The following is a 13,375-nucleotide window of genomic DNA, read 5'->3' as shown; positions in this document are numbered from 1 at the left end:
ATTATTCAGCATTGTACGAGGCATAGCGAGAGTAAAATTGGGTTTGGCGATTTAATTTTACTACCTCGCTATTTTTTTAAGCAACAAATGTCAACAGACCCTAATCAACTCTAATAATTATTTTGCATCTGTTTAAATGCTAAATGGTATGCAATGTAACCTACTGTTTATCATACCCTTAATTTTTTTGCATTTAAGACGAATAAATATTTATGTAGAGATGCCTTATTTTAAGGCTTATTAATTCTATTGGCTCATATAGCTTAATAATTAATGCGTTTCATCTAAATAATTCCCCGAAACCTTCACATAATTCTGCGCAGAATAAGGCAAAAATGCTTTTTCTTTATTAGTGAGTGGGCGGACTTTTTTCACAGGACTGCCCACATATAAATGCCCACTTTCTAAAACTTTATTCGGTGGGACGAGTGAACCTGCACCAATCATCACGTCATCTTCAACAATGACGTCATCCAGAATAATTGTACCAATACCCACCAACACCCGATTGCCAATGGTACAGCCATGTAGTTTTACATGATGTCCAATGGTGACATCTTCACCAATGATCAGCGGTGAACCTTCAGGCTTATCAGCTTTTTTATGGCTGACATGCAGCATAGAATGATCTTGCACATTCGAGTTTTTACCAATATGAATATGATTTACATCACCACGAATCACTGCAAAAGGCCAAACTGAAACATTTTCAGCCAAACTCACGTCACCAATCACCACGGACATTTCATCAATATAGCAAGTGGTATCAATTTTAGGATGGTGATCTAAATAAGAGCGAATATTCTTTTTCATGATTGGAGTTCGGGGCAAGGGTATGGAGTCATTATAAAATAAAAAAGCATCCAAACCGAGGTCAGGATGCTTTGGTCTAAGTTAAAAAATTCTGCTTAGAATAATTAGAATAAATTGCTAAAGAATTGTTTGATATGGTCGATAATTTTTGCAAAGAAACCTGCTTCTTCAACATCTTGAAGTGCAACAAGCGGTTTTTCTGAAATTACTTTACCATCAATGCTTGCGACAAACTTACCAATCACTTGACCTTTTTTAAGTGGCGCAGTGAGTTTCGGTTGAACAACCAATTGGGTTTTGATCGCATTCGCCTGACCTTTCTGCATGGTCACATTAAAGTTTTCAGCTAAGCCAATTTGAACGTCATTACTTTTGCCATACCAAACTTTTGCTTTGGCTAAAACTTGATTGGCCGGTTGGACTTTAACAGTTTCAAAGTTTGCATAACCCCAAGCCAAAATTTCACGTGTTTGAGATGCACGCTCGTTCATGCTTGGCGCACCAAAAATCACTGAAATTAAACGCAGTGGACCACGTTTTGCGGAAGTGGTTAAACAATAACCTGCTTCGTCAGTGTGACCGGTTTTTAAGCCATCTACACTTGGGTCGGTATAAAGCAAGGCGTTACGGTTGCCTTGTTTAATGCCGTTAAAAGCAAATTCTTTTTCAGAGTAGATCGGGTAATACTTTGAACTGTCATGAATGATATGTTGCGCAAGCGTCGCCATATCTTTTGCAGTCGAGTAGTGACCTTCCGCAGGCATACCAGTTGAATTGATGAAGCTGGTATTGGTCATGCCGATACGTTTTGCTTCTTCATTCATCATGTGGGCAAAAGTGCCTTCATTCCCGGCAATATGTTCTGCCATGGCTTTAGAGGCATCATTACCTGACTGGATGATAATCCCGCGGAGCATTTCCAATGCGGTTGCAGTACCGTTTAAAGGTACATACATACATGATTCCGAGCTGCTGCCACGACACCATGCCGATTCGTTCATACGAACTTTTTCATCTTCCGTGAGATCACCGCTCAACAACTTCTGTTCGATGATGTAACTGGTCATCATCTTGGTCATTGAAGCTGGCGCTAATTTTTCATTTTCATTTTTTGCTGCGAGGAGTTGCCCCGTCTCATAGTCCATCAAAACATAAGATTTATTATTGAGTTCTGGTGGTGCAGATAAGACAGTTGCTGCGTATGTGAAACTAGGTAAAAGTAATAATGCAGCAAGGGCGCTTTTTCTGGTCATTCTAGGTGGTTCCAATACGTGAATAAGGCACAAAGAGCCTAGCATTCTAGGATAAAGCTAGGCCGACTTCTACGGGGAAATCGGCTTATTTCAAAAGTATTGTAACCAATTTGTATTAATTACTGTAAGTGGTCAGTTCTTGGCAAATTTCTTTATTTTTTGCATCACCGGCTTTTTTCGCATCCGTACGTGCTTCTGCTAAAATTGACTTGAATTTTTTCTCTTTACTGAGCTTGGATAACGCTGAAACAGCATCTTTTTCCTGAGGTAAATATTCTTGTGCAAGTTTGGAATATCCTCTCTCGAATTGTGCATCATCTTTTACCAGACTTGGGCAAACTTCTGACAGCACATAAATAGCAGCCAGTTCTTGTTGAGTAATTTTTTGCGTGGGAGTCACATTAATATTTTCTTCTTGTTGTGTTGCAGCGTGAGTTACTGAAACTGTCATTAGAGCAGTGGTCAATAAACCCAAAGATAGCGATTTGAACATGGATGATTTCATTTAAGCAGACCTAAATTATTAGAAAAATAACAATATAAATAAGCTTAACGGTATTTTGGGTAATTGTAAGTACTCAAATGTATTGAAGCTGTTGAAAAATGAAGAATAAGTGAAGGGGATTTAAGCGTAGAATTTGACTTGTATTTATTTTATAGAAAATAGGGCATGAAGGTGGATACATCTGCATACCCATTTATAGAATACTCAATCGGTTGAATATTCTATAGGCCTGATCTGTGGTGAATTATGCCTCGTAATTTACCACGTCATCACAAACTGATTTTTGTTCATCTTTACTGGTTTCTTTTGCAGCCTGACGCGCTTCATCAAGAACAGACTTATATTCTGTATCTGCCTGAATTTTATCAAAAGTCATCGATTTATCTGAATAGTCTTGCAGATAAGACTGGATAAGCTGATGAATATTGTGATCAAATTTTGCATTTTTACCCACAATTGCAGGACATACTTCAGCCATGACTTGAGCCGAAGCAAGGTCTTCCTTAACAATGGTATTGGCTTCAGCTTGAGTTAAGCCTTCATCGGCCAAAACAGCTTGTGATAATAATGCTGCAAAACCTAAACCCAAGAAGCCACGAAAGGAGATCATTTTAATCATTTTTTAGTCACACATTTTGAATGGATGTCGAGCGTTAAATATATATAATTCTTTGTCTTATTCAATCAAATGTTCTGACCAGTCATTTTTTAAACCGTTACGAGATTTTTAAGTGAATATATTAATTGCCAATGATGATGGCGTTTTTGCTCCCGGTATCCAAGCGCTTGCACATGCTTTAGCTCCTTTAGGCCGCGTTATTATTGTTGCCCCAGAAAGTGAGCGCAGTGGTTTTTCCAGTGCCTTAACTTTAGATCGACCTTTACGTCCCATTCAAATTTCACCCGATGTTTGGGCTGTGAATGGCACACCTGCAGATTGCGTCTATCTGTCTATGAATGGGTTATTTGATTTTGAATTTGATCTGGTAGTCAGTGGAATTAATAGTGGTGCCAATCTAGGTGACGATGTTCTATATTCGGGAACAGTCGGTGCAGCATTTGAAGGACGTTTAATGAAACAACCTGCAATTGCAGTTTCTATGGCAGGCCCCAATGTTCGCTCTTATGAGCACCCGAAAGATTATGCTGTTGCTGCACAATGGGTACATGATTTCATTTCTTCAGGTTTGCCTGTGTTGCCACCACGTCACATTTTTAACGTGAACATTCCAGATGTACCTGAATTACAAGGTTCAAAAATTACCTATCAGGGCAGACGCAGCCAATCCAAACCGATTACCAGTCATGTAGACCCGCGTGGTCGTCAAGTTTATTGGATTGGCCTGTCTGGCGAGGCAGTCGCAGAGCCTAAAAAAGGCCTGACTGACATAGAGTCGGATTTTTTTGCCGTGGCAAATGGCTATGTCAGTATCACACCGATACAAATGGATGCAACAAATTATGACATTTTGAGCACATTACATGCACAGTTTTCCAAAGAGTAGCAAGTAGTGTTATAACTTTGTGAAAATGTAGAAGTGAAATAATTTTTTTTATACTTTTTTGCTAATCTTAGCGCAAATCAATAAATACATTTGTATGTAGAGAGGAAGATTAATGCACGTGGTGTCACAATATCGTTTATTTGCTGTGCCTTCAGCCTTGCTGAAAACCATTGTGTTGTCTACAGCTGTTATTTCGACTGTTATTTTGAGTGGCTGTGCTTCAAAACCACAAATTCAGAATGCAACACGTTATGCAACTGCACCAGACTACTATACCGTTCGATCTGGAGACACTTTAAGTGGGATTGCTGCCCGTTATGGTTTAGCTTATACCAGCGTTGCTGATATGAATGACATAACACCGCCGTATCGCATTTATGTGGGACAGTCTTTACGTTTAAAAGATTCTGGTTCACGTCGTACCACCACGACTCAAGCGGTGACACAAGCTGCCCCGATTCAACGTCAAACCGTTCAAATTCCAACTGCTCCAGTTAAAACGACTCCAGCTGTTGTCGCCAATGTTCCAACCGCACCGGTAACATCTTCCAAAGCATCTGCATTACGCTGGGTTAAACCAAGCAATGGATCTGTACTGCAAAACTTTAATTTAGCCAATAATATTAAAGGGATCCGTTATGCAGGGAACGTAGGTGACACCATTTATGCAGCTGCGGATGGACAAGTGGTTTATGCAGCGGATGGCTTAAAAGAATATGGTAATTTGATTCTGATCAAGCATATTAATGGTTATATTTCAGCTTATGCACATAACAATAAAATGAATGTGAAAAGTGGAGATAATGTAACGGCAGGGCAAAAGATTGCAGAAATGGGTTCATCTGGTACAACCCGCACCATGCTTGAATTCCAGGTCCGTCTAGACGGCAAGCCTATTGATCCGACTAATGTCTTACCTCTTAATTAAATAAATTAAATGCAATACTTAAATTTCACCGTATAATACAATGAGTTGCTTTTATCGAAAGATAAAGCATCTCATAAGTTCAGAGGGAAATTTATGTTAGATCAACTTCGAGCAATGGGTGTCTTTGCTTGTGTTGTAGAAAAAAACTCGTTCAGTGGTGCAGCCCGCGATTTAGGCATCACCACCAGCGCTGTAAGTCAACAAATTCGTTCTTTAGAAAATGAGATGGAAGTTACACTTTTACATCGTTCTACCAGAAAGTTGAGTTTGACTGAAGCGGGACAAGCTTTTTTCCACAGCTGTCAAGAGATGCTCGCTGCCGCAGAGCGCGGAAAAATACGAATTAATGAGCTGCGTGATGATCTTGTTGGGGATTTACGTATTGCAACTACGCCAGAATTAGCTGCAAATCATGTCATTCCCGCATTGTCACACTGGATGTCTGCTCATCGAGGTCTGGCAGTTCATGTAGAAGCTGATAATCAATATATTGACCTAATTGAAGGGCGTATTGATATTGCGCTGCGCATAAGTTCAAAAATTGAAGATAGTAATTTGCATGTAGTACCGCTTGCCCGAGTTGAGCAGGTTCTGGTGGCTTCACCGAGTTATTTGAATCAGTCAACACCTATTTCACGTCCTGAGGATTTAAAGCATCATGATTTAATTCCAATGAATGTGATCAAAAATTACCAATCTTTGTCATTCCAGCATGGTGTGACAAATGAAGATATTAGTTTAGAAATGCGTTCGAGATTGACCTCAAATAATGTCTTGGTGGCCAAAGCATTATGTCAGCAAGGACATGGGATCGCTCGAATTTTATATCTAGATGCACAAAAAGATTTAGTCAATGGCGCTTTGGTGGAGGTTTTACCTGAGTGGAAGTTACCAAGTTTTACCTTGTATGCCATTATTTCAAAACATGAACAACAGCCGATGAAAATTCATCGTTGTTTAGAGGCACTAAAACAATATTTCTGCCAGTTACCCGGTGGCAGGATTTATCAAGAAGCTTCATAAAAGCCGATCAGTATGAAAAAAAGCCGCTATAAGCGGCTTTTCCTGTTCTTGCAGATTAAAAAATCAAGCTAAAAAGGCTTTAATCATTTTTACAAGACGAGCAATCAATTGATCGGCTTGTTCTTGAGTAATGTTGAGAGCAGGTAGTAAACGAACGACAGAACCTGCTGTCACATTCATAATTAAATGGTATTCATCACGGGCAATATTTACCAGTTCGCCACACGCTTTTGGCAATTCAATACCAATCATTAAGCCGAAACCACGGACAATTACATTTTGATCAGCCAGTTTGTTGCGCAGCTGATCAACAATATAAGCACCTTTTTCGGCAGCATTGGCAACGATATTCTCTTTTTGCATAATATCGAGAACGGTATAAACAACACGCGAACCCAATGCTGTACCGCTATAAGTTGAACCATGGTTGCCTGCAGTCAGTACACCGACACCACGACCCTGAGTCATTACAGCGCCAATCGGGAAGCCGTTACCCAAACCTTTTGCAGTGGTTAAAACATCTGGAACAATGTTGGTATGCTGGTACGCAAAGTATTTACCAGTACGACCATTACCTGTTTGGACTTCATCAAGCATCATCAACCAGTTATGCTGATTACAGATTTGACGAATTTCTTCGAGGTAGCTAAAACCTTGAGGGGCAGTATTTACACCACCTTCACCTTGAATCGGTTCAACAAAAATCGCTACGATGTCCGGGTGGTTAATTGCAGCTTCTTCAATGGCTTCAATATCACCAAAAGGTACGCGAATAAAACCTTCAACCAGCGGTCCAAAACCTTCCTGAACTTTTTTGTTGCCGGTTGCAGCAAGAGTAGCCATGGTACGGCCATGGAAAGAACGATCTGCAACAATGATTTTTGGATTGGCAATGCCTTGCATTGATCCAAATTTACGGGCAATTTTAATTGCACCTTCATTGGATTCCGCACCACTGTTCGAGAAGAAAATTTCTTCCATGCCTGAAACTTCAGCAAGTTTTTGCGCTGCAGCAGTTTGCCAAGGCACTTCAAACAGGTTGCTGGTGTGAATGAGGGTTGCGGCTTGATCGGCAATGGCTTCAGCAATAACAGGATGAGCATGACCTAGACCACATACAGCAATACCTGTAAGTGCATCAAAATATTCAGTGCCATCTTCTGTATAAAGATAAGAACCTCGACCACGAACAAAGCTGATCGGCTGACGGCCAAAGACTGGCATCAAGTGTGAAGGTTGATCAGATTGCACAGGTGCAAGGGTAATGTTATTCATGACTAACTCTTATCTGTTAGGTGGGAAAATAAAAGTTTATATAAGCAAAAACTGCTACAGAATAAAAGCCCAAATGTAAATAAAAATGGAAATATTGCTTTAGTCATACTGTTTTGTTAAGTTTTGGGTATAATGCGAGGCAGATTAGTTGAGGATTTATCAATGACTGAACAAGCACGCGATACTGAAGCGTTAATTCGTGACCAAATTGCTAAACACGCAGTACTCCTTTATATGAAAGGTACGCCGCAATTCCCACAATGTGGTTTCTCTGCACGTGCGGTAGAAGCACTCAGTCAAATTGGTCGTCCATTTGCTTATGTAAACATTTTGGAAAACCCAGACATTCGCGCAACTTTGCCGCAAATTGCAAATTGGCCTACTTTTCCACAATTGTGGATCAATGGTGAATTGATTGGCGGTAGCGATATCATGCTTGATATGTTCCAAAAAGGTGAATTAAAAACCTTGATCGAACAGTACAGCCCAGCACCTGAAGCTTAATTCAGTTGTGAAGTGATTAAAAAAGCGCCTTGTGGCGCTTTTTTAATGTCTGTTTTTAAAGAAGCAGATTACTCTACTTCTGACTTTGTCTTACTGCTGTCTTTAGATTCAACCACATCAGCAGGAACAGGCTGTTTTTCCGCTTCTTCCTTTAACTTTTTTTTGGCTTTTTTCTTTTTTTTCTTTTTCTTGGTCTCTTCCTCAAATGCTGCGCCATCTTCAATGGCTTGCCAATATTCAAGCTGATCCATCACTGCAGCATAAATCGAATTTTTGCTATAGCGACCTTTCTTGTTTAAAGTGCCGACAGGGCGGGCCATGAGAATTTCTAAAGCCTGATCGATGGTTTGAATGGCATGAATATGGAATTGACCTTTTTCTACCGCTTCAATGACATCGTGTCGCAACATCAAATGCTGCATGTTTTGGCGCGGGATAATCACACCTTGTTTGCCAGTTAAGCCATGTAATTTACACGCATCGAAGAAGCCTTCAATTTTGGCATTTACCCCGCCAATGGGTTGAACTTGCCCAAGCTGGTTCATTGAGCCGGTAATTGCCCAAGACTGGTCAATCGGCAGTTGACTAATGGCAGACAATAATGCAGAAAGTTCAGCCACAGTTGCGCTGTCGCCATCGACCTGACCATAGCTTTGCTCAAAGGCGAGGGCAGCAGAGAAATGCAGGATTTGTTCTCGACCAAAGTGCGCCTTTAAGAAACTCGACATCAATAGCACACCTTTGGCATGTAAGGAGCCACCAAGTTCTACACTGCGCTCAATATCAAGAATATCGCCACCGCCTTGATAGACCGAAGCGGTTAAACGTGAAGGCAAACCAAATTCAACATCTGCATACTGAATTACAGAAAGGGCATTGATCTGTCCTAAACGATGACCTTTAGTTTCAATCAGCTGTGTACCACGAGACAAATCTTCCCAGTACAATTCACGTAAATAACCTAGGCGGTACTTACGATGATCGAGTGCGGTATTGATATGCTTGTCGGTCACGATTTTATCGCCCGACTTTTCGGCATGATGATGTGCCTCGCGAATCAAGTCACCCAAGGTTAAAGCATGTAATGACAATGAACTCTGGTCTTCAGCCTGACGACTCGAATCTGTCAATAAGGCCGCTAAAGCAGAACGCTCAAAAGGCAGCAATTTGTCTGCTTGCACATAATCGGCAATCAGCTGCATATATGCCTGCTCGTTGCTGTCATTACGTTGTAATGTATCTGTAAAGTCGGCACGAATTTTAAAGACACTACCGAGTTCTGGTTCGACTTCTAGAATTTCATAATAAACTTCAGGTTCTGCCAGTAAAACGACTTTTAAATTCAATGGAATAGATTGAGGTTCAATCGAAATGCTGCCTGTTAAAGTCAGCATGTGTTCCAGTGAAGATAATTTTAGCTGACCTGATTTTAAGGCCCGTTTTAAACCTTGCCATGCATAAGGCTGTTCAAGCAGTTGCTCGGCTTCAAGCATTAAAAAGCCACCATTGGCTTTGTGCAATGTACCCGGGCGAATCAGGGTGAAGTCTGTGGTGATGGTACCATTTTGAGTCAGCTGTTCGACATGACCCAGTAAATTGTAATGCGTTGGGAAATCTTCGAAAATCACCGGTGCACCAGAATTTGGCTTATAGGAAACAATGATATTGGCTTGATAACGCGCAGGCACTCGGCTGAACAAACCTGGGGTAAAGTCATCTTCTTCTTGCTCAAGCACGATTTCGACATTGTTAATAATGTCTTCGGCATAGTATTTGAGATAGTCTTTTAAGCCTTCAACTTCACTAAACTTATTCAGGATTTGCTCGATCCGTGGCATGACCACCTGTTTTGCGATATCACGATTTAAGACTTGCACTTTGTCGCGTGCATCATCTTCCAAATCGCCCAAATGCAAGCCTAAGCGTTCCAGTTTTTTATCCATGTAACGCATATTGGTTGAAATTTCAGCCCGCTCTTTACTGTTGAGCGCATTAATGTCTTCTGCTGTCATTTCTTCAGGTAAATCGTCAATAAAATGAACCGGAACAAAGCAATGTTCTTCATTACGGGTAATCAGTTTCAGATCAAGTGCTTCACCTTCTTTGGTGAGATCAATTAATGCTTGACGTTGTTCATCCCCAATTTGCTGGCGAATTAGTTCAATACGATTGTGATAAATTTCTGCAGTAAAACGGCGTTCTAACTGTTTTAAGATGGTTTGCCAGGTCTGATGCAACAGCGTTTGAAATTTGGTCGCTTGTCCAGAGGGAAGCTCTAGCGCAATCGGTTGGCGTGGATGTTTGAAATTGTTGACATAGACCCAGTCATTTGGCGTCGGCATGGTTTTGGCGTGTTGCTGCAATAAACGCTTGATCATGGTGCGTTTACCCAGGCCCGCCGTACCTACAGCAAAAATGTTATAGCCTGAATAAGGTAAGGCAATACCGGCTTCTACCGAGGCACGCGCGCGGTCTTGCCCCAGAAAATTATTCAGCGGTTTCAGTCGGCGCGTTGACGCAGGAATTTTATCGTAATTAGGAATATGCGTCAGTTGTTCAGATTTCAGTTTGGTTTTTTCTAAAGTGCTTTGTATTTCTGGTTGTTCAAATGCTGAAGTTAAAATGTTTTGGCTCGGTTGTTCGGTGTTGCTAATAATATTGGCGGATAAAGAAGAGTTCATTTGCTCGAGTCTTTGGGTCACTGTGAAAATCCAAAACGAAATATTGCGGTAGAGGTTTAAAGGTATACAGGTTTGCCTGAAAAATTCAAGCGGACAGGGTGCTTTAATCGATAAAATAAAATAATGATTTCGTAAATATTGTTGAAACCTATCGCATTACGCGTTTGAATAGCGGCATTGAGTTTTTGCAGAACATAATAAATCAATGACAACACAATCTACTGGATGGAAATCAGCCTTTACGGCATTTCTTGATCGCCGTGCCCTTATTATGCTGTTTTTGGGTTTCTCCGCAGGTATTCCGATATTACTGATTTTTTCCAGCCTGTCTTTATGGCTCGGAGAAGCCGGAATTGATAAAAGTGCAGTGACTTTTTTTAGCTGGGCCGCGCTAGGCTATTCCTTTAAGTTCGTTTGGGCGCCGTTAGTCGATGAATTGCCGGTTCCGATATTGACGAAAATACTTGGTCGTCGTCGGGCATGGCTGTTGATTGCGCAAGTACTGATTATCTGTGCCATTTGTATTATGGCATTTTCAAATCCTGCACTCGGGCAAAGTTATTTGTACCAAATGGCGGTAGGTGCTGTGTTGCTGGGCTTTTCTGCGGCCACCCAAGATATTGTGATTGATGCTTACCGGATTGAACTGGCTGAGACACAGATGCAGACCGTTCTGGCTTCTACCTATAATGCCGGTTATCGCATCGGGATGATTGTAGCGGGTGCAGGGGCGTTATTTTTAGCGGCATCCTTGGGCACAGCGAAAGGCAACTATATCTATAGTGCATGGAAAATTACCTATTTAGCCATGGCAGCGGTGATGGTGGTGGGTATTATCACTACATTGGTCATCCGTGAACCGATAGTGAACCGGATTTATAAAGATTATAAACGTACCGATTACTACCGTTTGGTCGCGGTATTTTTTGTGGCCGTGATCAGTTTTGTGCTGAGCTATATTTTTTCGGGCACTTTAACCGAAGCGCTTAAATCACAATTTGAAATTTCAGATTCTTTCTTGTTGTTCTGTTTTGAAGCTTTACGTTTTATTGGCTCTGCTGCTGTGGCGTTACTAGCCGGTACATTGCTGGTGAAAATGGGCGCCGTAAACAAGCAAATGGCCTTTGAAACCTGGGTCAATCCGATTGCCGATTTCTTTAAACGCTATGGCGTGAAACTGGCATTGGTGTTGTTGCTGTTGATTGGTTTTTACCGTATTTCCGACATTATTGCCGGGGTAATCTCGAATGTGTTCTATCAAGACCTGAACTTCACCAAAGAGCAAATTGCCGAAGCAGTTAAAATTTACGGGGTGATTTTTAGTTTGGTCGGTGGTTTCTTGGGCGGCTTGCTGGCACAGCGCATGAACATTATGAAGTTAATGTTTGTCGGTGCAGTATTGGCCAGTTCTACCAATCTGATTTTTATTGGCTTGGTGAAATCAGGGCAACAGCTGAATGATGTCAATGTCACAGTCGGACAGCAGAATTATAAAGTTCAGTCCGATGAAGTAGGATACTGGAAACTCAAAGTACCGAGTCAGGTCTTGGCACAAGCGGATGAACTGCAAGTGGCTGCACAATATCAGGATGGCTCTAAAACTACCGCAGTCACCACATTGCCGTATTTAAAGCTGGATGAAAAGCAATCCAGTATGCAAATTTTGCCCGTGACCAGTGACAATACCATTAGCGCGCAGGAGCGAAATAATAGTTTAGTCATTCGCGGACAATATTCTGGACCGGCATTATCTGAATCTCAAAAAATTGTCTTAGGCTTGGATGGTCAGACTTTTGATGCAAATCTGGATAAAACAGGCATATTTAGTGCGGCAATTCCGGCTGAAGTATTGATTAATTCATCCTCTAAAAATCTTGTTGCTGAAGTTTTTGAAAACAATAAAGTGATCTTAAGTACAAAGCATAGCTATGCTGCAAATATGAATTTGAGCACCGCCAAAGACTTGGATATCGATATGCAACCTTTAGCTGCTGTGAATGGCCAATCTACTGACGAAGTTGAAATTAGCGGAAAAGTCATCAAACCGTATAGTTCAGGGTGGTTATATTTCGCCATTATTGTCGATAATTTGGCTTCAGGTTTAGCCGGTGCTGCGTTTATTGCCTTCTTGTCGAGCTTGACCAGTGTGTCATTTACCGCAGTGCAATACGCGATTTTTAGCTCGCTCATGACTTTAACCCCCAAGATTTTAGGCGGTTATTCGGGTACTATAGTCAGCAATATTGGTTATCCGAATTTCTTCCTCATGACCACCCTGATAGGTATTCCAATTTTAATTTTGGTGGTGTGGGTGGCAAAGTTATTACGTGAACATCAACATACAAAGACTTAATAAGGATCAAGAATATGCGCATGCTGCATACCATGTTACGTGTAGGCAATTTGGAACAATCTTTAAAGTTCTATACTGAAGTGCTCGGTATGACTTTGCTTCGTAAACGTGATTATGAAGAAGGTCGTTTCACTTTAGCTTTTGTGGGTTATGGTGATGAAGGAAACAATACGGTTTTAGAATTAACGCATAATTGGGATACAGACAGCTATGAGTTAGGGAATGCCTATGGTCACATCGCCATTGCTGTAGATGACGCTTATCAGGCGTGTGAAGACATTAAGGCGCGTGGTGGCAAAGTGGTGCGTGAAGCCGGTCCAATGAAGGGCGGGGTAACAGTCATTGCTTTTGTTGAAGATCCAGACGGTTATAAAATCGAGCTGATTCAGCAAGATAAAGATGCACGTAATAATTAATAATAGCGCGGTATAGATAAACTAAATATTTAATATTGAGTTGAAAAACTGGCTTTATTTATTCAGCCCAGTAAGATGAAACTTTACCACTAGGTAAACTGTCTTATTGGGCTTTTTTA

12 protein-coding genes are annotated in these 13,375 nt (G+C 41.1%); 6 read left to right on the top strand and 6 right to left on the bottom strand.

Translation table 11 applies throughout. The annotated features are described in order from the left end of the window. Window positions 1–270: 270 nt before the first annotated feature. The 4 genes from ACU0NF_RS06345 to ACU0NF_RS06330 all read right to left on the bottom strand — a co-directional run bounded on the left by ACU0NF_RS06345 (window position 271) and on the right by ACU0NF_RS06330 (window position 3,190). Window positions 271–813: a gamma carbonic anhydrase family protein gene (locus ACU0NF_RS06345; RefSeq protein ID WP_445660512.1), complete on the bottom strand. Its 543-nt coding sequence runs from the start codon at window positions 811–813 to the stop codon at window positions 271–273. Between the two features lie 104 nt (window positions 814–917). Further along, on the bottom strand, window positions 918–2,066 hold the full coding sequence (gene dacC, locus ACU0NF_RS06340) for a D-alanyl-D-alanine carboxypeptidase PBP5/6 (protein WP_131384556.1): 1,149 nt from the start codon (window positions 2,064–2,066) through the stop codon (window positions 918–920). 115 nt (window positions 2,067–2,181) lie between these two features. Then, entirely contained in the window at window positions 2,182–2,571 is a 390-nt protein-coding gene (locus tag ACU0NF_RS06335; RefSeq protein ID WP_445660511.1) for an MCR_0457 family protein, read from the bottom strand. A 244-nt stretch (window positions 2,572–2,815) separates the two neighbouring features. Then, on the bottom strand, window positions 2,816–3,190 hold the full coding sequence (locus ACU0NF_RS06330) for an MCR_0457 family protein (protein ID WP_445660510.1): 375 nt from the start codon (window positions 3,188–3,190) through the stop codon (window positions 2,816–2,818). Between the two features lie 112 nt (window positions 3,191–3,302). Between ACU0NF_RS06330 and surE the strand changes: the two genes are divergently transcribed. From surE to ACU0NF_RS06315, 3 genes are all read left to right on the top strand, one after another. Next, window positions 3,303–4,076 (top strand): 5'/3'-nucleotidase SurE, encoded by a 774-nt coding sequence (gene surE, locus ACU0NF_RS06325; protein ID WP_445660509.1) that lies wholly within the window; start codon window positions 3,303–3,305, stop codon window positions 4,074–4,076. A gap of 112 nt (window positions 4,077–4,188) precedes the next feature. Next, entirely contained in the window at window positions 4,189–5,004 is an 816-nt protein-coding gene (locus ACU0NF_RS06320; protein ID WP_445660508.1) for a peptidoglycan DD-metalloendopeptidase family protein, read from the top strand. Window positions 5,005–5,097: 93 nt separating this feature from the next. Next, window positions 5,098–6,027, top strand: coding sequence for a LysR family transcriptional regulator (locus tag ACU0NF_RS06315; RefSeq protein WP_131268910.1), 930 nt, complete (start codon window positions 5,098–5,100; stop codon window positions 6,025–6,027). A 63-nt stretch (window positions 6,028–6,090) separates the two neighbouring features. On the opposite strand, the gene ACU0NF_RS06310 is transcribed toward ACU0NF_RS06315, so the two are convergent. Beyond that, on the bottom strand, window positions 6,091–7,302 hold the full coding sequence (locus ACU0NF_RS06310; protein ID WP_445660507.1) for an aspartate aminotransferase family protein: 1,212 nt from the start codon (window positions 7,300–7,302) through the stop codon (window positions 6,091–6,093). Between the two features lie 162 nt (window positions 7,303–7,464). Here ACU0NF_RS06310 and grxD point away from each other — a divergent pair, with 162 nt between their 5' ends. Then, window positions 7,465–7,806 carry a Grx4 family monothiol glutaredoxin gene (gene grxD / locus ACU0NF_RS06305; RefSeq protein WP_131315592.1) on the top strand — a complete coding sequence of 114 codons (342 nt, stop codon included), beginning with the start codon at window positions 7,465–7,467 and terminating at the stop codon, window positions 7,804–7,806. 68 nt (window positions 7,807–7,874) lie between these two features. Here the strand turns inward: grxD and ACU0NF_RS06300 are convergent, their stop codons facing one another. Beyond that, on the bottom strand, window positions 7,875–10,508 hold the full coding sequence (locus ACU0NF_RS06300; protein ID WP_445660506.1) for a Lon protease family protein: 2,634 nt from the start codon (window positions 10,506–10,508) through the stop codon (window positions 7,875–7,877). A gap of 184 nt (window positions 10,509–10,692) precedes the next feature. On the opposite strand from ACU0NF_RS06300, the gene ACU0NF_RS06295 reads away from it, so the two are divergent. Next, complete coding sequence (locus ACU0NF_RS06295; RefSeq protein WP_445660505.1) at window positions 10,693–12,840, top strand: AmpG family muropeptide MFS transporter; 2,148 nt, start codon at window positions 10,693–10,695, stop codon at window positions 12,838–12,840. Between the two features lie 14 nt (window positions 12,841–12,854). Continuing rightward, the gene (gene gloA / locus ACU0NF_RS06290; RefSeq protein WP_445660504.1) at window positions 12,855–13,256 is read left to right on the top strand and encodes a lactoylglutathione lyase; all 402 of its coding nucleotides are present in this window, start codon (window positions 12,855–12,857) and stop codon (window positions 13,254–13,256) included. Window positions 13,257–13,375 lie beyond the last annotated feature (119 nt).

This window comes from Acinetobacter sp. F16 (assembly GCF_052712855.1).
This window is presented reverse-complemented; position numbering and strand designations above follow the sequence as displayed.